The organism is Olsenella sp. CU969, from assembly GCF_905219715.1.
GTDB classification, from domain to species: Bacteria; Actinomycetota; Coriobacteriia; order Coriobacteriales; family Atopobiaceae; genus Granulimonas; species Granulimonas faecalis.
Genome location: NZ_CAJMXC010000008.1, coordinates 21124 through 43491 on the forward strand (window position 1 = coordinate 21124; position 22368 = coordinate 43491).

At 67.7% G+C, this 22368-nt stretch carries 17 protein-coding genes; 8 read left to right on the plus strand and 9 right to left on the minus strand.

Features of this window, described 5'->3' with window-relative positions:
* Nucleotides 1-2147 precede the first annotated feature (2147 nt).
* Together JX283_RS01855 and JX283_RS01860 are read right to left on the minus strand one after the other, a co-directional pair.
* Complete coding sequence (locus tag JX283_RS01855; protein WP_204829084.1) at nucleotides 2148-3788, minus strand: DUF2142 domain-containing protein; 1641 nt, start codon at nucleotides 3786-3788, stop codon at nucleotides 2148-2150.
* On the minus strand, nucleotides 3781-4263 hold the full coding sequence (locus tag JX283_RS01860) for a low molecular weight protein-tyrosine-phosphatase (protein WP_239652421.1): 483 nt from the start codon (nucleotides 4261-4263) through the stop codon (nucleotides 3781-3783). The genes JX283_RS01855 and JX283_RS01860 overlap by 8 nt, the downstream gene beginning before the upstream one ends.
* 127 nt (nucleotides 4264-4390) lie before the next feature.
* Here JX283_RS01860 and JX283_RS01865 point away from each other — a divergent pair, with 127 nt between their 5' ends.
* The gene (locus JX283_RS01865; protein WP_204829085.1) at nucleotides 4391-4810 is read left to right on the plus strand and encodes a 6-carboxytetrahydropterin synthase; all 420 of its coding nucleotides are present in this window, start codon (nucleotides 4391-4393) and stop codon (nucleotides 4808-4810) included.
* A gap of 78 nt (nucleotides 4811-4888) precedes the next feature.
* On the opposite strand, the gene JX283_RS01870 is transcribed toward JX283_RS01865, so the two are convergent.
* Entirely contained in the window at nucleotides 4889-5245 is a 357-nt protein-coding gene (locus tag JX283_RS01870; RefSeq protein WP_204829086.1) for a DUF2304 domain-containing protein, read from the minus strand.
* An 8-nt stretch (nucleotides 5246-5253) separates the two neighbouring features.
* Nucleotides 5254-5937 (minus strand): glycosyltransferase family 2 protein, encoded by a 684-nt coding sequence (locus tag JX283_RS01875; protein ID WP_204829087.1) that lies wholly within the window; start codon nucleotides 5935-5937, stop codon nucleotides 5254-5256.
* Nucleotides 5938-6110: 173 nt separating this feature from the next.
* Here JX283_RS01875 and JX283_RS01880 point away from each other — a divergent pair, with 173 nt between their 5' ends.
* The 4 genes from JX283_RS01880 (at nucleotide 6111) to JX283_RS01895 (ending at nucleotide 9381) form a co-directional block, all read left to right on the plus strand.
* Nucleotides 6111-6593, plus strand: a complete 483-nt coding sequence (locus tag JX283_RS01880) for a CarD family transcriptional regulator (RefSeq protein ID WP_204829088.1) — start codon at nucleotides 6111-6113, stop codon at nucleotides 6591-6593.
* Nucleotides 6594-6682: 89 nt separating this feature from the next.
* On the plus strand, nucleotides 6683-6979 hold the full coding sequence (locus tag JX283_RS01885; RefSeq protein ID WP_135977756.1) for an ACT domain-containing protein: 297 nt from the start codon (nucleotides 6683-6685) through the stop codon (nucleotides 6977-6979).
* Between the two features lie 43 nt (nucleotides 6980-7022).
* On the plus strand, nucleotides 7023-8537 hold the full coding sequence (locus tag JX283_RS01890) for a citrate synthase (protein WP_239652422.1): 1515 nt from the start codon (nucleotides 7023-7025) through the stop codon (nucleotides 8535-8537).
* A 7-nt stretch (nucleotides 8538-8544) separates the two neighbouring features.
* On the plus strand, nucleotides 8545-9381 hold the full coding sequence (locus JX283_RS01895; RefSeq protein WP_204829089.1) for an HAD-IIB family hydrolase: 837 nt from the start codon (nucleotides 8545-8547) through the stop codon (nucleotides 9379-9381).
* Nucleotides 9382-9476: 95 nt separating this feature from the next.
* On the opposite strand, the gene JX283_RS01900 is transcribed toward JX283_RS01895, so the two are convergent.
* Complete coding sequence (locus JX283_RS01900; protein ID WP_204829090.1) at nucleotides 9477-11738, minus strand: KUP/HAK/KT family potassium transporter; 2262 nt, start codon at nucleotides 11736-11738, stop codon at nucleotides 9477-9479.
* 1395 nt (nucleotides 11739-13133) lie between these two features.
* On the opposite strand from JX283_RS01900, the gene JX283_RS08750 reads away from it, so the two are divergent.
* The 3 genes from JX283_RS08750 to JX283_RS01915 all read left to right on the plus strand — a co-directional run bounded on the left by JX283_RS08750 (nucleotide 13134) and on the right by JX283_RS01915 (nucleotide 16057).
* Nucleotides 13134-13763: an ATP-binding cassette domain-containing protein gene (locus tag JX283_RS08750; RefSeq protein ID WP_370583390.1), complete on the plus strand. Its 630-nt coding sequence runs from the start codon at nucleotides 13134-13136 to the stop codon at nucleotides 13761-13763.
* 393 nt (nucleotides 13764-14156) lie between these two features.
* Nucleotides 14157-14858, plus strand: coding sequence for a response regulator transcription factor (locus tag JX283_RS01910; RefSeq protein ID WP_204829092.1), 702 nt, complete (start codon nucleotides 14157-14159; stop codon nucleotides 14856-14858).
* A 41-nt stretch (nucleotides 14859-14899) separates the two neighbouring features.
* Complete coding sequence (locus JX283_RS01915) at nucleotides 14900-16057, plus strand: HAMP domain-containing sensor histidine kinase (protein ID WP_204829093.1); 1158 nt, start codon at nucleotides 14900-14902, stop codon at nucleotides 16055-16057.
* Nucleotides 16058-16068: 11 nt separating this feature from the next.
* Here JX283_RS01915 and rlmKL read toward each other — a convergent pair whose 3' ends face one another.
* The 4 genes from rlmKL to hcp all read right to left on the minus strand — a co-directional run bounded on the left by rlmKL (nucleotide 16069) and on the right by hcp (nucleotide 22234).
* Nucleotides 16069-18510, minus strand: coding sequence for a bifunctional 23S rRNA (guanine(2069)-N(7))-methyltransferase RlmK/23S rRNA (guanine(2445)-N(2))-methyltransferase RlmL (rlmKL, locus tag JX283_RS01920; protein WP_204829094.1), 2442 nt, complete (start codon nucleotides 18508-18510; stop codon nucleotides 16069-16071).
* Between the two features lie 507 nt (nucleotides 18511-19017).
* Nucleotides 19018-19194 (minus strand): hypothetical protein, encoded by a 177-nt coding sequence (locus JX283_RS01925; protein WP_204408145.1) that lies wholly within the window; start codon nucleotides 19192-19194, stop codon nucleotides 19018-19020.
* Nucleotides 19195-19498: 304 nt separating this feature from the next.
* Nucleotides 19499-20413 carry a cysteine synthase A gene (gene cysK / locus JX283_RS01930; protein ID WP_204829095.1) on the minus strand — a complete coding sequence of 305 codons (915 nt, stop codon included), beginning with the start codon at nucleotides 20411-20413 and terminating at the stop codon, nucleotides 19499-19501.
* A 168-nt stretch (nucleotides 20414-20581) separates the two neighbouring features.
* Nucleotides 20582-22234, minus strand: a complete 1653-nt coding sequence (gene hcp, locus JX283_RS01935) for a hydroxylamine reductase (protein ID WP_239652423.1) — start codon at nucleotides 22232-22234, stop codon at nucleotides 20582-20584.
* Between the last annotated feature and the right edge of the window lie 134 nt (nucleotides 22235-22368).

Below are 22368 nucleotides of genomic sequence, written 5' to 3' on the forward strand. Positions count from 1 at the left end.
CTCCGGAACCGTTTCATCCATCATGGACCAAGGCGCCCATCCGGGACGGCCGCGGGCGGAGGGGATTCGGGCAGCGGTCTGGAGATGTCGTGGCCCGGCGCGCGNCGCGGGATACTAAGGNCCGTACGGNAGGCGAGTAGGGGAGGGTCNCATGGCATGCACGCGACGGAGCTTTCTTGCGGCCTCGGCCGCCGCCTCCCTGGGCGCGGTCCTCTCCGCGTGCGGCAGGCCCGCCCCCGCGCCCGCTCCGGCGGCCTCCGACGACGGGCCCTCCGTGGACGTCCACGCCTACGACGACCTCGCCCTCGACGCCTCCGCCTGGAGCCATGACGAGGAGCACGACGTCTATTACCGGCTCTGCGTGCCCTACTGCCTGACGCCGGCCTCCTCCACCGTGCAGCGCCTCTCGATATTCGTCCCCGGCGCCTACTTCGACGCCGAGGCCAAGGGCGACACCTTCTCCTGCACCGTGGCCGAGGGAGCGAAGGTGGGGTCGTTCGACTCCTCCAACGCCCCGGTGGTCATGGCGGTGGACTCCGCCTCGNGGCGGGGTCAGACGCCGGCGGGCACCTACTCCNACGAGGGGCTCAAGCCTTACATGGACGCCGGGTGCATCTACGTGCTCGCCGGGTGCCGCGGCTGCACCACGGGCTTCGAGTCGCGGGGCCAGGCCTCCGGCGACGGCACCGTGCCCGGCGGCCTGCCGTGGAACGTCTGCGACCTCAAGAGCGCCATCCGGTTCCTGCGGCTCAACGCGGGCCGGCTGCCCGGCGGCGCCTCGGGCGTGTTCTGCCTGGGCGTGGGCGCCGGCGCCTCCCTCGTCGCATGCCTCGGTGCGTCGGGCGACGCCCCGGCGTTCGACCCCTTCCTCGACGCCGAGGGCGCCGCGCGTTGGGACGGCGAGGGTGCGACCCTGTCCGACGCCCCCTCCGGCTGTGCGATCTGGAACCCCGTGGGCCCCCTCGCCTCCGCCGACGGCGCCTACGAGTGGCTCTACGGGCGCCATGTGGACGACGGCACGCGCTCGCCCNACCGCTGGACGTCGGCNCTCTCCCGGGACCTGTCGGGGTCCTTCNGACGNTGGGTCTCCGGCCNGGNCCNCACCGATCCCGACAACGCCCCCCTGGCGNTCGACGNGACCCTGGACGGCGAGGCAAGCGACGGCTCCTACCTCCAGGCGGTGCTCTCCGAGCTCGAAGGATCGGCCAAGCGGTTCTTCGACNCCACGGCGTTCCCGGCCACCGTGGTGCGCGGCGCGGCCGAGCAGGCGTCGTTTCCCGGGGTGCAGCCGTCGTCCACGGGGACGGCCGAGGAGCTCGCCGCGGGCGCGCAGCAGAACGCGGAGGCCGTGGCGTCTGCGGGCCTCGACGTGGACCTCGGCGCGGCCTCCACGGTCGAGGGCGTCCATGCGCAGCTCAAGAGCCTGCCCTTCGAGACCGCGAAGGCCTACGTGGCCTCGCTCAACGGCGACGGCGACTCCTGGCTCTCCTACAGCCCCTCCCGCGGCACCGTCCGGGTGGGGTCCCTCGGCGCCTACGTGCGCGCCCTCGCCGCGCCGACGCTCGCCTGCACGGCCTTCGACGGCGTGGGCTGCGACACGGCCGAGAACCAGCTCCTGGGCGTCCCGGACACCCAGACGCTGCACTACTCCGAGATGGTCTACGACCTGCTGAACCACCGCCAGTGGGAGTACCGCTCCCTCGCGGGCTGGGACCCCGGGTACGTGGGCGCCTGGGGCCAGAACCTCACGGTGCGCGACGCCCAGGGCCTCACGCCGCCGGAGCGCTGCTCGCTCTGCGACCCCCTGGCCTACCTGGCCCCGGGAGGGGAGGCCTTCTCGGCCGGCGCCGTGNCGCCCGCGTGGCGCGTCAACGTGGGCCTCGCGCAGTCGGAGGTGCCCTTCACCGCCGCCATGGACCTGGCGTGGGCGCTCCGCTCCTACGACGNCGTCTCCACCGCCGACCTCACGGCGGTCTGGGAGGGCGGTTTCGGCCTCTGCGAGGAGTCCGGCGACCCCGTGGCCAACGCGCTGGCCTGGGTGGCCGCCCACAACGGCTGAGACCGCCGCCCCGTCCCACCAGTCGGACACTTTTGTCCCAACGGTCGGGCACTTTTGTCCCAATCTGGGCGCCGCCCCCCCCGCGGGCCTAGAAACGCACGAGGAACCCGAACGCCGTCACGGCCCACAGCAGGCAGAAGCCTGCCCACAGGGCTGCCTGCGGGAGTGCCCCCATCGCGCGGCGGGCCGGCCCCGCGCCCCCCGCGGCCTCCAGCCGTCCCTCGAGCCGGCGCCTGGGACCCGTGCCGAGGTTGAGGCACACCAGCAGGAACGGCGAGATCTCGAAGAGCAGGTAACGCACCTGGATGCCGCCCACCAGCGGCGCCCCCACGTCGGTGTAGCCGAGGTAGAGGGCCGTGGCCATCAGCACGAGCGACAGCGCGATGCCCGCGAAGGTCCCCCAGCCGACGGCGGGGCCGCGCCAGCGGTCGTCCACGGGGCCGCGGTCGAGCAGGGCGGCCGACAGCGCGAGGCAGAACCACCCCGCGGCCATGAGGGGCCAGCCCTCGGGCATGGGCAGGTAGCAGAGGTTCACGGGGAGCTGCTGGAACACGGCCACGGGGTTGAAGGCCCGGAGGAAGCTCCCCACGAGGGTGGCGAGGTAGGTGACCGGGTGCGTGAGGAGGAAGGCGAGCTGCCGCCGCGAGTCGATGTCCGCGGCGCCCCCGCGGGTGTCGGCCCCCACGCTGCCGCCGGCGAGCAGGAACGGCACGGCGAACGTGGCGAGCACCGCCGCCGCCGCCGCGCAGCAGGCGCAGACCCAGGCGCGGTGCCCGCGGTCGTCGGAGAACTTCGTCCTCGGCATGAAGAGCAGCATGAGGGCCGAGGCGACGAACACCGCCTTGGTGACCGTCCCCACGAGGAACGGCACGAGGATCCAGGCCGCCCTGCCCGCGGTTAGGCGCTCGTTGGGGCGTTGGAGCTCGCCTACGAAGCGGCTCGCGGCCAGCGTGACCAGGGAGATCGCGAAGGGGTCGTACGAGTAGTTGCAGGCCATGAACACGAGCGTCGGCGTCACGGCCACGGCGAAGACCACCCAGCCCCCGCGCCTGAGCCACGACGCGGCGAGGGCCATGACCGCCGCGTACACGAGCAGGTTGCACACGCGCCCCAGGAAGAGCCTCGCCANCACCGGCGCGCCGAGGNGGTCGCCGACGGCCAGCCCCAGCGCGTNNGGGAGCCGCCCCAGGGTGGTGGGCTCCCACGGGGTGACGTTGGTCTTGCGGGTGGAAACCACCTCGTCGAGCTCCTCGAACCGCTCGTTGGCGTGGTCCATGCCCTCCTCCGAGAGGATGGACTCCCAGTTGGGGTGCCAGTCGTCGTCGCTCGTCCCGAGCGGGTAGAGGCCCACGTCGTAGATGCCGTCCATGTCGTAGAGGACGTCGTCGGCGAGCGAGCTCACGGTCACCCGCCCTTGGGCGATGCGGTTGGCGGCCCGGNAATGCACGTAGCCGTCCCAGCTCACGGACACGATGGCCGGCATGTAGGCGCAGAGGAAGAGCCCCACCGGGAGCACCACGGCCAGGACGGCGGCCCCCGGGTGCGCGGCCAGGGCGCGCCGTCTCNGGCCGACGAGGAGGGCCGAGGGCACGAGGACGGTGGGGAAGAGGGCGTCCCTCCAGGCCATGCCGCCCAGGGTGGAGCACGCGAGCCAGAGGAGGGCGGCGAGCGTCGCGAGGCCGGCCGCGAGCACCCAGGGCGCCACCCGGCGCCGCGAGGCCTCAGCCACGGGAGAGCATCCCCTTGCAGCCCTCGCGGACGTCGCGGAAGGTGGCCCCGAAGTCGCCGGTGTACCACGGGTCGGCCACGTCGNTGCGGGCGCGGGCNTAGGCGGGGTCCGCGAACGAGAGGAGCGGCCTCACGCGCCCGCCGTCCAGGGCGGCGGGGCCGAGGATGCGCCGCAGGCCGCGGAGGTTCTCCCCGTCCATGTAGACCACGAGGCCCCAGTTGTCGAGCTCGTCGGCGCGCATCCGCCGCGCCCGGTGGGGGACGCAGGGGATGCCGTGGCGTGCGAGCTCCGCCACGGTTCCGGGGTGCGGCGGGTTGCCGAGCTCCTCGGTGCTCGTGGCGGCCGAGTCCACGGTCCAGAGCCCCTCCTCGCCGGCCTCCCGCACGAGGTGCCCCATGACGGACTGCGCCATGGTGGACCTGCAGATGTTGCCGTGACAGACGAACAGGACGGACACGGGGGCGCGGCTCGCCAAGGCTTGCTCCTTTTTGAAGGGGAGGAAAACGGGTCAAGCATACACGCTCTTCCCGGGGCCGTGGGGTATGATGCACCGCGTCCACAGCGGCTTCCCACGGGCGCCGCGCGAACGCGGGGAGGCCGCCATGTACGAGCTCATCGCCGAGGGGCACTTCGACTCCGCCCACTTCCTCCACGGCTACGACGGCAAGTGCGAGAACCTCCACGGCCACCGCTGGCGCGTCGTGGCGACGTTCGGCGCCGACAGCCTCGTCGAGGACGGCGACATGCGCGACATGGTGGTGGACTTCTCCGTGGTCAAGGGCGCCGTGGCCGAGGTCTGCGACTCGCTCGACCACACCCTCCTCGTGGAGGAGGGCACCCTCGCCCCCGCCACCGTGGCGGCCCTCGAGGCCGAGACCTTCTCCCTCACCGTGCTGCCTTTCCGCACCACGGCGGAGAACCTGGCCCGCCACGTCTTCGGCGAGCTCCGCGCCATGGGGCTGCCGGTCACGGCCGTGGAGGTCGACGAGACCCCCAACAACCGCGCGGTCTACCGTCCCTAGGGGGCGCCACGGGAAAGGGCCGCCCCGGGGGCGGCCCCAACGTCGGTCCATGCGCCCCGTACCCCCGGGGGCCGTCTGTCAGCGGCCCTCGTCCTTGTCGCCGCCGCGGTCGTTCTCGTCGAGCGCCACCTCCTGGGCCAGCTGGTCCACGCGGTACTTGAGCGTGGAGATCTTGGACGAGTTGCGGAACTCCCTCACGAGCATGAGTGCGTTGATCGTCACGTAGACGAAGTTCACGGGCGACTGAAAGCCCAGGAGCCCGGACAGCCAGAAGGCGATCTGGGGGAACACTGCCAGGACCACGAGGAGGCCGNNGAAGCAGATCCAGAAGAGNGNGTCCTCGATCTGGATCTTCTGGCGCTTGACGGCGCTGCAGATGAGCAGCAGGGTCGCGGCGGCGCCCACGATCAGGAGTATGCGCAGGGAGCGGTCCATGGGAGCTCCTATCGGAACCATTGGANGAACAGGATNTTGAGGCAGGTGCGCCCCATGTAGGTGACGGCCTTGGCGGGGGAGAGATAGCTCTCNCCCGCCTGGCGCTCGCGCATGGACGCCGGGACCTCGACCACTTTGGCACCGCCCTTGCGCACGAGCAGCGCGACGGCGTCGGGCTCGGGGCCCATGTCCATGCCGCCGGCGAAGGCCTTGAAGGTGCTGCGTCTGAACATGCGCATGCCGCTCGTGGGGTCGGTGATGGAGGCCCCCGTGGTGGCGCGGATGAGGCGGGAGATGAGCGAGTTGCCGATGTGGCGCAGGGAGTGGCCGCGCTCGCCCTCGAGGAAGCGGCTCGCGATCACGATGTCGGCGCCCTGCCCCTCCATGGCCCGGGCCATCTCGGCGATGTACTCGGGGCGGTGCTGGCCGTCGGCGTCGAACTGCACGGCGGCGTCGTAGCCGTGCCGCAGCGCGTACTTCATGCCGGCCTGGAAGCCGGACGTGAGGCCGCAGTTGATGGGCATGTCCAGGTGGTTGTAGCCCTCGCGGTCGCAGATGGCGCCCGTGGCGTCCCGCGAGCCGTCGTTGATGACGAGGATGTCCACGTACGGGCAGCTCGCCATGAGCTCCTCGACCGTCGACTGGAGGCTCTCCTCCTCGTTGTATGCAGGCACTATGGCCAAGACCCTCATGGCGCTCCGTTCGCGGGACAACGCTCCAATCCTAGCATCCCGGCAGGTACCCGACGGCACCCTCCCAAAAGGCCACAGAGCCGCCCGGGTCCCTGAAGGGTGTCCCGTAGTAACGACAAAAACAAACCAGTATATCTTGTTCTAGCATAGATGCAAGTGAAACGGAGGAAAACATGTACCAAATCGGTGATTACATCGTCCATCCGGGTCAAGGCGTCTGCTGCGTCGAGGCTGTGGAGGNCGGTGACTCCCCGGTCTACCACCTCATGCCCACCCACGGGCGCAACCCCATGCTCATCAAGTACCCCGTGGCCTCCGAGGCCAACCNCCGTCCGGTCCTGTCCGCAGACGAGGCCGCGTCCCTCATCGAGAGCTACCCCGACATGGAGCTCGACCCCTTCACGGACCGNTCCGCTGTCCTCGAGGAGAAGCACTTCAAGAAGGTCATCCGCCACGGCTCCTGCTCGGATGTCATGCGCATCGCCAAGACCTTCCGCTCCCGCATCGCCGACGTCGAGGCCAACCACAAGAAGGCCCCCGTCATCTACGAGCGCATCTACAAGGAGGCCCACGNCCGCTCCGTGGAGGAGCTCTGCTGCGCGCTCCACGAGTCAGAGGACCAGATTACGGCCCGCTTTCANTCCTGCGTCTCCTAGGGGCCGCGCCGGCGGCNTCCGTTAGAATTCAGACCCGACCCTTCCCGGACCCNGGGCANGCCCCGGGGCCNTCGTTGTATGGAGGCACCATGGCTCAGGAACGCCAGGAGACCAGCGGCCGCGCGATCCTCACCGTCCTCGGCTCGGACCGCGCCGGCATCGTGGCTGCGGTCACCGCCGTGCTCGCCCGTCACGACGCGAACATCCTCGATATATCCCAGACCATCCTCCAAGGTGTCTTCACCATGACCATGCTGGTGGACCTCGGCGCCGTCGACGTGGACTTCGACACCCTCCAGGGCGAGCTCGCGGCCCTCCAGGGCGAGCTCGGCGTCCAGATCACCTTCCAGCGCGAAGAGGTCTTCCGCTTCATGTACCGCCTCTAGGCGTCCCGCCTGAGGGAGGCGGCCATCGGCCCCAAGGAGAGCCATGACCGTTAACAAAGAGAGCCTCACCGCCCACTACCGCCCCGTCATCCCGTCGGCCAGCACGAGCGCCATGCTCCACGTCACCGACGTGCGGCCCATGCCGTCGGTCTCCTGCGGCCGCGAGCCGGTGAGCGACGCCCTCTACGAGGGTTTTCGCAACATCGACGCCGTGGACCCGGCGCTTTACGAGCACTACGGGGTCAAGCGCGGCCTGCGCAACCCCGACGGCTCCGGCGTCGTGGCCGGCCTCACCACCGTGTGCGACGTCCACGGCTACCGCAAGGGCCCCGACGGCGTCGAGCCCGACGAGGGCGACCTCCTGCTGCGCGGCTACTCCATCGGCGACCTTGTGGGGGCCGCCGCCTCCGAGGGGCGGTTCGGCTNNGAGGAGCTCGCNTTCCTGCTCATCAGCGGCCAGCTGCCCACCTACGCCCAGCTCGCGGACTTCAACGACCGCATCGACTCCCGCCGGGCACTCCCCGTGGGCTACCTCTCGCTCTTCCCGCGCACCACGGCCTCGACGTCCATCATGAACGTGCTCCAGCGTGCCACGCTGCTGCTCTACGCCTTCGACGACGACCCCGACGCCACGGACCCCCAGCACGAGGTCGACGTCGCCGTATCGCTGCTCGCCCGCCTGCCGCGCATCGCCGCCATCGCGAGCGCCGCGTACTCGGCCGAGGCCAACCAGTCCGAGCTCTCCATCCCGCCCATCGAGCCGGGGCTCTCCATGGCCGAGACGATCCTCCGGGTCCTCAGGGGCCCCGAGGGCTACACCCGCGAGGAGGCCCGGGTCCTCGACACCATGCTCATGCTCCACGCCGAGCACGGCGGCGGCAACAACTCCACCTTCACCTGCCGCGTGCTCTCCTCGTCGGGGACCGACCCGTACTCGGCCTACGCGGCCGCCATGGGGTCGCTCAAGGGGCCCAAGCACGGCGGCGCCAACTTCAAGGTGGGTCAGATGATCGACGACGTCTGCGACCACGTTGCGGACCCGTCGGACACCGAGGCCATGGAGGCCTACATCGCAAAGATCGCGGCGGGGGAGGCCTTCGACGGCACGGGGCTGCTCTACGGCATCGGCCACGCCGTCTACACCCTGAGCGACCCCCGCGCCGCCATCATCCGGCGCTACGCCGGGGCCCTGGCCGAGCACAAGGGCCTCTCGAGGAGGTTCCACACCATCGAGGCCATCGAGGACCTGGCGCCNGCCGTGGNCTCGCNGGTCCGCGGCACCTCCAAGCCGCTCTGCGCCAACGTGGACCTCTACGCGGGGTTCGTCTACGACATGCTGGGCATCCCCGCCGAGATGCACACGCCCATCTTCGCCATCGCCCGCCTCTNGGGCTGGATGGCCCACCGCATGGAGGAGCTCTACGGCGCCGGCCGCATCATCCGCCCCGNCTATGTGGTGCCGTGGGCGTCCACCTGCCCGGTCTACGTGCCCATCGCCGACCGGGCGGGCGACGAGCCCCCGCTGCCGGCGCCCCTCGCCCAGTCGTCGCCCCACTAGGAGCCCCATGGCCATCGTCTTCTCCGACCTCGACGGCACCTTCCTCACTCCCGAGAAGCANGTGCACCCCACCAACCTGCGCGCCCTGGAGGCCCTCGCGGCGTCCGNCNGCGAGNTNGTCGTCTGCACCGGCAGGCCGCTCGCGGGCCTTCCGGAGTCCCTGCGCTCGCTGCCCGGCGCCCGCCATGCCGTGTGCGTCAACGGNGCCGTGGTGGTNNACCTCGCCGCCGTGCGGGCCGGGGGCGACGGCGTCATCCACGCCACCCCCATGGGCCCCGGGAGGGCCCGCGCCGTCTACCGGGCCGTGCGCCATCTGGACATCGAGATAGACGTCATGGCCGACGGCCGTGCCTTCGCCGAGCGGGAGCGCTTCGACCGTCTGCACACCTACGGCCTGATGCCGGGGTTCCTTGACCAGATCCGCCGGTCGAGGACGGTGGTCGACGAGCCCCTGGACGAGGTGGTCGACGGCCTCGGCCGTGTGGACCGCCTCTCGGTGTACTACCACACGCCCGAGGAGCGCGACGAGTGCATCGCCGCCGTGGAGGCCGACCCGAGCCTCTCCTGGACCTCCTCGGAGTCGTGCAACCTCGAGATCAGCGACGCCGCGGCGTCCAAGGGCAGCGCCCTGGAGTGGCTCTGCCGCCACCTGGGGGTGCCCGTGGCCGACTCCGTGGCCTTCGGGGACGGCATGAACGACACCTCCATGCTCGCGGCCGCCGGCCTCGGCGTGGCCATGGCCAACGCCCAGCCGGGCGTCGCCCCCTTTGCCGACGCCTCCACGCGCCTCACCAACGACGAGGGCGGGGTGGGCGACTACCTCCTCCGGCTCCTCGGGGCCTGAGCCCCTCCTCTATCCCGGCCCATGGAAAACGGGGGCGCCGGNCACTGCAAGGCCGGCGCCCCCGTTCTCGTAAGGTCGCACAGGNCGGTCGCGGTCTAGTTCCTGCCGCGGCCGTGACGGTGTCCGCGGTGGCCCGGGCGCTCGATGCGCACGGGGCGGCCCTCCTCGTCGAAGACCACCTTGGGGTGCACGCCGGTGCGGTCGGCCGACTCCTCGCCGCCGATGACGTTGGCCTCGGTGTCGGCGATGACGTCGGCCATCTCGTCGGCAAGGTCGAGGGAGAGGATGTCGTCCTCGTCGTCGCCCTCCTCGGCCGCAAGGTCGGAGGAGAGGGAGAGGGGAACCCGCTCGAGCACTGTCACCGGCGCCATGCGGCTGAACAGGGGCACGTACTCGAAGAGCACGCCGGAGGTGGCCAGGCCGTACCACTGGGCCGGGNTGCCGAAGATGCGCNTGATGGCGTNCTTGACGCTCATGACGGTGCGGTCCTCACCGGACAGCTCGGTCTCGGGGGTGAGGAGCTTGCGCAGCATCACGAAGCGGAAGTCGCCGATGGAGCCCGGGTCGCGGTAGATGGAGTAGCNGATGGGCTGGGGGGCCATNTCCTCGCTGCGGACAAGGTCGCCCACTACCTGACGGAGGTACGCGTTCACGCGCTGGTTGACCTTGAAGCCCAGGTGCAGGGTGCACTTGAAGACGAAGTCGGTGCCGAAGTCGTTGACGGTGTAGGCGTGGGTGAAGGGCTCGTCGGTCACCCGCACGGTCACGAAGAAGTAGCAGCGGGCACGCTTGGGGCGCTTGTCGAGGATCGAGTAGAGGATGTCTCGGTCGAGCATGTCGGAGCTGGCGTCGTTGGTGAGGAAGACCAGGTTGTCGGCGAGCATGGGGATGGTGTCGTCGTCGGACAGGCGCCTGAGCTGCGGGATGTAGCGGGCTACAGGCAGGAAGACCGACTGCGAGCNCTCGATGGCGCTGCCGCGGCGCCAGACGAACATGATGAAGAAGATGACGGCCGCCATGAGGATGGTGACGTAGCCGCCATGGAAGAACTTGGAGAGCGACGAGAGGAAGAAGGCGCCCTCGAGGGCCATGAAGAAGCAGGCGAAGATCACGGCGAGGCCGGTGTGGCGGCGCACCCTNGATAGGNAGACGGTGAGCAGCAGGGTGGTCATGAGCATGGTGAGGGTGATGGCCAGGCCGTAGGCGGCCTCCATGTTGTAGGAGGTCTTGAACAGCAGCACCACGCCGATGCAGCCGATCCACATGACGGTGTTGACCATGGGGATGTAGAGCTGGCCCTTGGTCTGGGAGGGGTAGGTGACGCGCAGGTGGGGCAGGAGGTTCAGGCGCGTGGCCTCGGAGACCAGGGTGAAGGAGCCGGTGATGAGGGCCTGGGACGCGATGAGGCCGGCCACGGCCGACAGCACCACGGCGAAGGCGCGGATGTCCACGGGCATCATCTCGAAGAAGGGGTTGAGCTCGGCCGTGGCAGCCAGCTCGGCGTTGCCGGCGTTGGCCACGATCCAGGCGCCCTGGCCGAGGTAGTTCAGGAACAGGCAGAACACCACGAAGGGCCAGGACGCGTAGATGTTGGAGCGGCCCACGTGGCCCATGTCGGAGTAGAGGGCCTCCGCGCCGGTGGTGGCCAGGAACACGAAGCCGAGCACGGCGAAGCCGGCCTTGTTGAGGGGGCCGAACAGGAACATGACGCCGCGCAGGGGGTTGAGGGCGCGGAGCATGTCGAGGTTGCCGACGAGGTTGATCGCGCCGGTGACGGCCAGGAAGAGGAACCACACGCACATGACCGGGCCGAACATCCTNCCGATGGAGCTCGTGCCGGCGCGCTGCAGGAGGAAGAGGGCGCAGAGGATGACGATGGTGATGAGCACCACGANGGTGGGGGTGTCNCCGAGGAAGGAGTGACCCACCTCGATGGTGCGGAGGCCCTCGATGGCCGTGGTGACCGTGACGGCGGGGGTGAGGATGCCGTCGGCGAGGAGCGCCGCGCCGCCGATCATGGCCGGCAGGATCAGCCATTTGCCGCACCGGCGCACGAGGGAGTAGAGGGNGAAGATGCCGCCCTCGTTGTGNTTGTCGGCACGCATGGCTACCAGCACGTACTTGACCGTGGTGATGAGCATCACGGTCCACATGATCAGCGACACCGCGCCGATGATCATGTCCTGTGAGACGCTCGCGAGGCCGCCGTTGCCCGCGACGATGGCCTTCATCACGTAGAGGGGGCTCGTGCCGATGTCGCCGTAGACGACGCCCAAGGTCACGAGGGACATGCCCAGGGAGAAGGGGATGGCGCCGTGGCCCGCCTTCTTGGCGACGGCCGGGACGGTTGATGCCATGGTGACTCCAATCGAGGGATGGCAGGTGGAAAAACTCACCTAGTCTNGCGTTGTTCCGCTGAGGTGGAAGTCCCTTTGTGCTGGGAAAACATCCATGGTTTCTACCCGGGACCGGTTGTTGCAAATCTGTGGCATTCGTGTGGCATAGGCCGTGAACATATCCGGGGATTACATGCGAGACTNNAAGCCAGCCAAAGGAGGTTCTTATGGAAAGGTTTTACATAGTATGGAAAATCGTAGCCCGTGACAGGAAGCTGCCTCTTGTGACTATGGCTGTGGCTTTGGCCCTCTTGATGCCTGCGATTGCTTCTGTTCCTGTGTTTGGCACTCCGTTTCTGCGTATGCAGGCAGAGAATCAGCTGAGGCAGGTAGNGGAGGAATGGTCGAATGGTTTCTACGATGGGATGACGCCAGAAGAGGAAGAGCCTTTCAAGGAGTTGCGGGCTGCCTTGAAGGAGGCGGTTTTCTCCCAAAGCGATGCGGTATTTTACTCATCGATGCAAAGGGCGAATGCCGTTGAGAGGGATCTGGCCGCGCAGGGAGCTCTTGTTTCAAGCGCAGGGCTGTTGGAGGGCTATCAGCTATTCTATGAGGCAATGGCGCAGGCCGGAGGGCCCCAGTCTTTTGATGTTGCGTCGAAAATGCCGGCGTTTGAATATGCGTCCTACGTATTCGGGACGACCCCGGCAATTATCCTCTGTATGCCGGTCTTAATGTGTGCGGCCGTTGCGGTTGGATCTTACAGGCAGGGCATTGTGTCCCTGCAGGCGCCCCGGCCTGTTTTGAATCTCTTTGTTTGCACTTTCGCCCCATGGGCATTGTCCGTCGTAAGCCTCATTATTTCCTTCCTCCCCGCTATGGTATGGATGGCCGCTTGCANTGGGTTGGGCGACCTTTCATATCCCATTGCTTTCATGCAGGGTGACCAGGCCATTTCCACGACAGTCGGGGAGTCCCTCTTCGTATCCGCGACCCTTGTACTGCTCGGTTCCCTCTGCCTGTCGGCCCTCATGGCCCTCCTTGGCATGTGGTCGAGTGTTTTCGTTGGTTGCTTGGTGGCCGGTGCGATTGGGCTGCTCCCTAACATTGGGCTGTACGGGGGTGCAGTGCCTGAGGACATCCTTGCTCTGTGCGTCAGCACATATCTTGCTCCCGGGATCTTGTGCGGATATGCGGGGTGCTTTAGCGCTGCCGATTCCGTCTTATCAGAAGCACTGTCTCCTTTTCCTTTGTGTTTTGNGGCATTTGCGCTGCTGATTGTTGCAGCTTCTCTTGTGGGGGCAGCGGCATGGGCACTACGTCGCGTCTATAGGCTATGGCTGACCGAAAGGTGGACCCNTGCTTGNGGTTTNTAATCTTGCGGCTGGTTATGGATGGAGCCCTGTTTTCCGCAATATCTCATTTCGCCTGCGTCGAGGTGAGGTGGTTGGCCTTGCCGCGCCTAATGGAGTGGGAAAGACGACGCTTATGCGTGCCCTTGCAGGGGATGTGCCCGTTGGGAAAGGCTCCGTCGTTGAAGCGGATGGACAAAAGCGGCTCCCAGGGCGCTCTCGGCGCTGGCCCGTGTACTACTCGGGATGGCAGCAGGTGACTCAGCGGTGCCCGTTNAGCGCCTTTGAGCTTATGGGCCATGCGGCGGGGTGTTGGGGTTCGGATGCGTGCACTGAAGCGATTGGAGACCGATTGGGCGTCCTCTCGTTTTGGAAGAGGCCGCTTCGCTCCTACTCGCAGGGCATGATTCAACAAACACTCCTTGCGATGGCATCGGCAACGGAAGCGCCCTACACGCTCCTCGATGAGCCGATGAACGCCTTGGATCCCCTGCGAACGAAGCAGGCTGAGCTTGAAGTGCGTGCTATGGCACGTGCGGGAAGGACCGTCNTCATTTCCTCCCANTTGCTCGAGGGGCTNCAGCGCATATGCGATCGCGTCCTCTTTCTCCATTGCGATGCCGTTGAGGAGGTGAAGGGAAATGTGGACTTGAGGGANGGATTTNTNAGTTGCTATGAGACGAGCAGNGAGTAAGGGGTTGGACATGCGGATGAGTAAGAGGGGCATCGGCCTGCTGGTGGCCTTGTTGGCAGNCGNGATCTTGGGTTTGGGCGCCCCGGCCCAGGCCCAGGCGGCCGTGAAGCAGCCCGATCANGTGCAGACCTATACTGATGAGGTGATTGACACCTTTAAGGAGTTCACCTGTGGCCTTTTTCGCGTTGATCGGTATGATATTAAATATAAAAGGATAACATACCAACGCACATACTCCTCTAAGGACACGGTGATCGATTATTACAACGGATGGTATAACGGCTATCAGGGTCAGATTTCTCAGCACAAGCTAANCTANACGTTGAGGTAGTGCTGATCGTTTGGTTAGGTAGGGGGCGAACGCCCCCTACCTTGTTCGAGAAGGGAAGCGCAGTGGCACTGATTTATCTCGCAGATGACGAGCGTGAGGTGCGCGAGATTCTCAATCGCTTTCTTGCTGCAGATGGCCACGAGGTTCTTGCTTTCGGTTCCGGCTCCGAGTTTTGGGNCGTGTTCTNCAGAACGCCTTGCGATCTTGCAATACTCGATATAATGCTGCCCGGGANAGACGGCATCGAGCTGCTGGCTCGCATCAGAGGCTCGTCTCAGGTGCCNGTTGTCATGGTCAGCGCCAAAGATTCGGACGAAGACTATTGCCGTGGCCTGGTATTTGGTGCCGACGATTACATTACGAAGCCGTTCAAGCCAACGCTCCTGGTGGCAAAGGTGCATTCGATACTCCATCGGATCGATGTGAGGTCACGGGATCTTGGTGGAATGCCTAAAAGGTGGGGCAACCTCGAATACTGCGCTCGGACGAGAACCTTTTCTGTGGACGGTATGGAGCTTGCCCTGACGGCTCAAGAGCATCAGCTCCTTCTCTTCTACTTCNAAAAATTTAACGTACCGGTCTCTCGGGACGAGTTGTCCCGAGAGGTCTGGGGCTCTGAGCCTCTTCCTGCAAGTCGTGCCATCGACGAGGCTAATCGCAGGCTCAGGCGCCGTCTCTTAGCGGCTGGTAGCACCGTGTACAACCAGACGGTGTGGGGACGCGGCTACCGTCTGACCTATCGGGAAGGGGAGGGGCGGCTGTGACCGTGCCGAGCAACCATCCGGGCCTGCTTAACCGTNCGGGCATGGTGCTGGGGGTCGTTGTGGCGCTCATTCCCTTCCTGTTTGTGGCTGCCCAGTGGTGCATGCTGCAGGACCTTGCTCACCGTGCCCTTTCGTCGGGAAACATCGGTTTTTTTCACAATGGACCGGTCGCTCCCGAAGTGTGGCTCATCTCTCTCGACCCGTCTCTTCAGCCGTCATCGAAGCCCGAGGGGTACGTGGGCGTGCTCTCGGCTGACCTGCTGGAGCATGTTCGAAGTGAGGCACATCGACTTGAGCCAGGCGAGATGTCCTCATATGTCAGGGGCGACGAATGCTTTTTCTTTACGCCCGAGAAGTCCGCCAATCCCAGTGAGACGGACTATAAGCCTGCTGGTGTTCTTGTGGCAGACGCGAGCGTGGCATGGGCGCTTGCGAGGTTTTCCGGAGGGGTCATTGCTTTCCTTTGTTTTGGCGTTGACGTCTTGCTCTGGATGGGCGTTCGATATATGAAGTCTCAGTTGCAAAGAGCTGAGTTGGCAAAGAGGGACTTCTTTGCCAATGCTTCGCATGAACTTAAGACGCCCCTCATGGTTATCGGAGCGCACATCGATGCCGTACGTGCCCAGCATGAGAGCTTTGACGATGCGGCCGCCGGTATCGACAGGGAACTGTCGCGGTCAGAGCGGCTCGTGGGCGACATCCTCCTCCTCTCCAAGGCGGATGCCGGAATGGTTGATGTTTCAATCGCATCTTTCGATGTCCGGGAGACGCTCTTCGACGTAGTGCGCTCATTGGGCCCAGAGGCTCGTTCTCGCGGAATCGAGCTTTCCCCTGTGAATCCCACGCCTCTTGTCCTGGATTCTGACGAGGATAAAGTTGCGACCATTCTGTTTAACGCAGCTGTAAACGCGCTCCGTCATGCGGCGAGCGTGGTGAGGGTAGGAATGACGGTCCAAGAGGAACAGATCGAGCTTTTCGTTGAGAACGACGGGGCAGCTCTCGGGAACCAAGAGAGGGAGCATCTGTTTGATCGTTTTTACAGTTGCGATGCGGGAGGTACCGGCATTGGTATGGNGCTTGCAGCTGACTATGCCNANCGGTTGGGCGCGANGCTGACCGNTGACTCAAGNAAAGGTGGGACTCGTGTGAGCCTTTGGTTACCAAGAACATGGGCCTCAGAGCACCTCCGCGCGCCCTGAGGCCCACTGCATCAGTGGCGGTTGCCGCCCTCGCGGCCCTGGCCGCGGCGGTTGTTGCCCGAGGGGCCTGCGCCGCGCGGGCCGCGGCGGGCGCCGCCCTTGAACCCGCCGCGGTCCGATCCGGGCCTGCCGCCCTTGAACCCGCCGCGGCGGTCATCCCTGCCGCCATGGCCGCCGCCCCGCCGGTCGTTATCGCGCCCGTCGCGCCCGCGGAAGCCGCCGGGCCTGCGGTCCGTGCGGCCGTCCGAGCCGCGACGGCCGTCCCGCCGGTCGCCGCGCCCGTTGCCGTCCCTGCTGCCGCCGAAGCCGCCTGGCCTGCGGTCGCCGCGGTACCGGCTGTCGGGGGCCCGCTTGCCGGCGTGGTCGCCGCGGGCCTTGCGGGCCTCGATCTCGGCGCGCNTCTCCTCGCTCATGGGCTTGCGGCGCACGATGTAGACGTGGTGCACCTTGGAGTTGCGCTCGAAGTCGTGGGGGATGGTGCGCTCGGTGACATCCTCGACGGTCACGCCGCAACGGTCGAGCTTCTCGACGTCGGGCGTGAAGTCGCGCAGGTTGCAGCTGAACAGGCACACGCCGTCGCGGGTGAGCAAGCGGGAGATGCCGATGAGCAGCTCGGAGTGGTCGCGCTGGACGTCGAAGCTGCGCTCGCCCATGGAGCTGGAGTTGGAGAAGGTGGGCGGGTCGCAATAGACGAGGTCCCAGCGGTTGCGGGTCTTGCGCTGCTCGTCCACCCAGCGCAGGACGTCGGCCTTCACGTACTCGTGCTCCTCGCCGTCGAAGCCGTTGCGCTGCATGTTGCGGCGGGCCCAGTCGATGTAGGTGTAGGAGAGGTCCACGGTGGTGGTGTAGCCCGCGCCGCCGTCGGCCGCGTAGACGGTGCCGGTGCCGGTGTAGGCGAACAGGTTGAGGAAGCGCTTGGACCCCCTCATCTGCTTGGCCATCTCGCGAATCTCGGCGCGCACGTCGNGGTGGTCGAGGAACAGGCCGCAGTCCAGGCGGTCGACGAGGTTGATCTCGAAGGTGAGGCCGCCCTCCTCCACGAGCTTGCAGCCCTCGGGCAGCTCCACGCCGTCCACGTAGCGGGCCTTGGGCTTGCGGGTCGGGCGCCCGGGGACGTTGCGGGCGAGCTCGCGGGCCTTGATGGTGCGGGTGATGTCCTCGGGCGCCGCGTACTGCGAGCCGCCCTTGGCCTTGTGGCGCACGCGCAGGGCCACGTCGCGGCCGCGCACGCCGAGCACCCGGGGCGCCACGGTGAGCACGTCGATGAGGCGGCGGCGGGCCTTCTCGGGGTNGATCTCGGACGGCGCGGCGTACTCGGAGACCACGAGCCAGCGGCCCGGCGTCTGGGGCGCGCCGCGGAAGAGGTCGATGGCCACGTTGTAGTCGGGGAGGTCCTGGTCGTAGACGCGGTAGCAGGTGACGTCCTCGGCCTCGGCCCACTTGGAGCGCTCCTTGGCGTCCTTCTCCAGGCGGGCGGCGAACTGGTCGGTCACCGGCACGAGCACCGGCACCTCGGAGCCATCCTTAAGGGTGACCGCCGCCGGGGGATCCATGGCGATGTCGGCGTAGCCGCGCAGGTAGACGTTGTTCTTGCCCATGAGCGACTCCACCTCGTCCTCGGGNTCGATGCCNAGGAGGGCGTCCAGAGCGCCGTCGCGGGCCAGGGTGCAGGCGGGCGTGCCCTCGGGCANGCCGGAGCAGAGCCCGGTGAGGTAGGAGAGGGCTTCGGCCTCGCGGGCGGCCTCGTCGGCGTGCAGCCAGGCGAGGTCCACGGCCACGAGACGGTCTTCGGTGAGCTCGGCCCCGGCGCGGGAGACCTCGCGGGCGGGCACGACCACCGGCTCGCGGTCGATGCCGGCGGAGTTGAGCAGGGCGCGGCAGTCGGCGCCGAAGCCCTCGCGGGTGTCGCTCACCACGAGCACGAGGGGGTTCTTGGCGCCTGCGGCGGCGCGGCGCTCGGCCTCGTTGCGCACCTGCGACCAGCTGCGCTCCGAGTGGCCGAGCCACCGGGAGAAGCCCCAGCGCACGCGGAGGAGCCCCGGGGCGCGGTCGAGGGCCACCGATGCGGCCTCGACGGCCAGGGTACCGCCGCCGGAGAAGGCCACGCAGACGGAGGGCATGGGGCGGCGCACGGTGCGCCACCAGCCGGCGAGCTCGAGCACGGCCGCGGCGTAGTCGGGGCGCTGGGGCGGGATGGCGGCGCGGCGGGCGGCCTTCTCGTAGCCGCGGCGGAACAGGGGCTCGCCGCTCATGTCGATCCCCATGGTGGCGTGGCCCTCGCGGATGCGCACGCGGATGCGGAGGTCGGGGTCGTCGGTGTCGACGTTGGGACGGGTGCCCTTGGCCGCGAGCATGCGGTCGACGACGGCGTCCTTGACCTTCTGGCTGGTGAAGAGGGTGTTGTCGAGGCCCTCCATGGTGCCGGAGGTGTACACGGCGAACGTGGTGCCCACGGGGAGGTGGTCCTCCTACGGGANGGCGGCGGCGAGGTCGTAGAGGGTCTCGGCACCGGTCACGGGGCCGGACTCCACGACGGCGACGACGGAGCTGGCGATGCGGCTCCATAGGCAGGCGACGTATGCCCACTTGAGGGGACCCTCGAAGCCCACCTGACCCTGGAGCGGGCGCACGGAGGGCACGCCCAGGCTCTCGAGCTCTTGGGCGAGGAGGTGTTCCAGACCGGTGGGGCAGGTCGCGTAGAATCTCATGGTGCGCCTCTCTTGGGTTGTCAAGCAAAGTCAACCCATGCTACCGCTTGCGGCGNCCCGGGTGGGGGCGGGGCGGCGCGACCCCATGAAATAAGGCGGGACCCAAAGGCAGCGGAAAGCACGGGCGCCGGGCGCCCGGTACCCGCGCTCAGCGCGCCCAGGGGTGCCGACGAACGTCAAACCTACCGACACAGAGGGAGCGGCACGTGTGGGTGCCGGCCCCTCTGTGTCGGTGGCTTTGACNGTCCGCCGCTACTCCGAGGCGGCCTCGAGCCCTTCCTGCACCTGGCGGCGGAACTCCTCCCCGCACTTGACGAAGGTCTCGTAGCCCAGACCCTCGGACATCTCGCTCTCGATGGCGATCGAGGGGTCGTCCTTCTTCCTCATCACGAGCGTGTAGGTCCACTCCCCTGGGCAAATGATCTCCATGGCTGCTCCTCAGCAAAAACTAGAAATATATGAATACAATTAAATCACGTGATTACCAAAACGCAGTCCCGGGGCGTGGCTTTTCGGACCGACAACGAGCCCAAGGGGCCGTCTTGGAGTGTGGAATCTCCAGGACGGCCCNTTGGGTTCGNTGCNGTCTTTCGATGAGTGCCGGGAGGCCCNTCGGTGAGCGGTATGGGCACGCACGAAGCTTCCGTGTGCGAGAATCCGCGCACCGAGGGGCTCGAGGCCGCTCGCCGAAGCCGCTCATCGAGGGGCCAGGGGGTCCGGCTGGCTCCCGGCCCTACGCCTCGATGAGGGAGAGGTAGCGCTCGCCGGTGTCGGGCAGGACGGCCACGATGACGGCGCCCTCCATGTCCTCGCGGTTGGCGAGCTCCACGGCGGCGGACACCGCGGCGCCGGCGGAGATGCCCACGAGCAGCCCGAGCTGCTCGGCCAGGCGGTCCTTCATGGCGATGGCGTCGTCGCCGGTCACGGCGAGCACCTCGTCGACCACCTCGGCGTCGTAGTTGTCCGGCACGAAGTTGGCGCCGATGCCCTGGATCTTGTGGGGGCCGGCCTGGCCGCCCTCGAGGACGGGGGNCTCGGCGGGCTCCACGGCAAAGACCTGGGCGGAGGGCTTCATCTCCTTGAGGAAGCGGCCGGTGCCGCTCACCGTGCCGCCGGTGCCCANGCCGGCCACCAAGGCGTCCACGGCGCCGTCGGTGTCGCGCCAGATCTCGGGCCCGGTGGTGCGGTAGTGGGCCAGGGGGTTCTCGGGGTTGGAGAACTGGCCCATCATCACGGCCCCGGGGGTCTCGGCCNCGATCTGCTCGGCGCGCTCCACGGCCCCGGCCATGCCGGTGGCGCCGGGTGTGAGCTCGATCCTGGCGCCGTAGGCCGCGGCGAGCTTGCGGCGCTCCACGCTCATGGTCTCGGGCATGANGAGGACCATGCCGTAGCCGCGCTCGGCGGCCACCATGGCCAGGCCCACGCCGGTGTTGCCGCTGGTGGGCTCCACGATGGTGCCGCCCTCCTCCAGGGTGCCGTCGTTCTCGGCGGCGTCCACCATGGCCCGGGCCACGCGGTCCTTCACGGAGCCGCCGGGGTTGGCGGCCTCGTACTTGCCGAGCAGGGTCACGTCGCCGTCGCAGAGGAACGACAGGTCGATCAGGGGGGTGTCGCCGATGGCGGCGCTGACGCTGGTTGCGATACGCATGCTTTCCTCCAAAGCCGGTGCAAGGTGGCCGGTCGGCCATGGCTATAATCCTACCCCTTCGCAGGTATTAAATCCCGCCGGGAGCGGACTCCATGGTAGACCGCCAAAAGAAAGGGCCCCGCGGACGGGGCCCGGATGGGGGGCTGGACGGCCCGTGGGCGTCGAAGGCTACGCCAGCATCTCCGCCATGTCGGCCTCGGGCGTGGTGATGCCGCGGATGCCGAACCGCTCCTGCAGGATGCCGAGGACGTTGGGGCTCACGAANGCCGGCAGGTCGGGGCCGAGGTAGATGTCCTCGACGCCCAGGGCGAGCAGGGTGAGCAGCACGCAGACGGCCTTCTGCTCGTACCAGGAGAGGACGAAGGACAGCGGGAGCTCGTTGACCGAGCAGCCGAAGGCCTCCGCGAGGNCGAGGGCCACCTGGATGGCGCCGTAGGCGTCGTTGCACTGGCCCATGTCGAGGATGCGGGGCAGCCCGGCCACCTCGCCGAGGTCGAGGTCGTTGAAGCGGTACTTGCCGCAGGCGAGGGTGAGCACCACGCTGTCGGCAGGGGTCTCCTCGACGAAGCGGGTGTAGTAGTTGCGGCCCGGCTTGGCGCCGTCGCAGCCGCCCACGAGGAAGAAGTGGCCGATGGCACCGTCCTTCACGGCCTGCACGATGGCGCCGGCGTTGTCGAGGACGNTCTTGCGGCCGAANCCGCAGGTGACCTGGGTGCCCCCGTTGACGCCGGTCATCCCGTGGCGCTCGGGGTAGNCCCCGAGCTCGACGGCGCGCTCGATGACGGGGGTGAAGTCCTTGCGGCCGCCCCCGTCGGCGTCGATGTGGGTGCAGCCGGGGTAGGCCACGACCTCCGTGGTGAAGACNCGGTCTGCGTAGGAGTCCTTGGGGGGCATGAGGCAGTTGGTGGTCCAGANGATGGGCGCGGGGATGTCCCTGAACTCGCGCTGCTGGTTCTGCCACGCGGTGCCGAAGTTGCCCTTGAGCTGCGGGTGCTCCTTGAGCCTGGGGTAGGCGTGGGCGGGGAGCATCTCGCCGTGGGTATAGACGTTGACGCCGCGGCCGTCGGTCTGCTCGAGGATCTGCTCGAGGTCGCGGAGGTCGTGGCCGGTCACCACGATGAAGGGCCCGGGCTCGACGGCGAGGTCCACGGTGGTGGGCACGGGGTCGCCGTAGGTGGAGGTGTTGGCCTCGTCGAGCATGGCCATGCACTCCAGGTTCACGCGGCCGCACTCCAGCACGAGGTCGAGGAGGGCCTGCCGGTCGTCGGTGGCCGAGAGCCCGTAGAGGGCGCGGAAGAAGAAGCCGTCCACGGCCTGGGACCGGGCGCCGAGCATGGCGGCGTGGTAGGCGTAGGCCGCCATGCCCCGCAGGCCGAAGAGCAGGAGGCTCTTGAGGGAGCGGACGTCCTCGTCGGCGTTCCAGACGAGACCCATGTCGTAGGCGGGGTAGTCGGCGGCGTCCAGGCCGTGGCGGGCGCTCACATGGTCGATGCGCTCACGGATGGAGGCGATGAGGGCGTGCACGGCGTCGTCGTCGAAGCACACGTTGGTGATGCAGCAGAACAGCCCCTCGACCATGGGCAGCGAGGCGTGGGCGCAGGGGGAGGCCACACCGGCGTCGTGGACGCAGCGGGCGTAGGCGACGAGGTAGCCGGTGAGCTCGTCCTCGAGGTTTGAGGTGGTGGCGTGCTTGCCGCACACCCCCTGGTGCCATCGGCAGCCGGTGCCCCCGGCGGTCTGCTCGCATTGGAAGCAGAACATCTCGTGGGGCAGGGCGGCGGCGAGCTCAGCCTGGATCTCCTCGGTCTCCTGGGTGGTCATGGGGCTCCTTTCGGGGTGGGTGCCTGATGGGCCACACCCTAGGCCGTCGGCCGGCCATGGTATGTTGCGATTGCAACATAACGAGAAGGCTGAGGGGGACCCAAAATGGTTGAGAGCCGGCTGCTGGCGGGGGT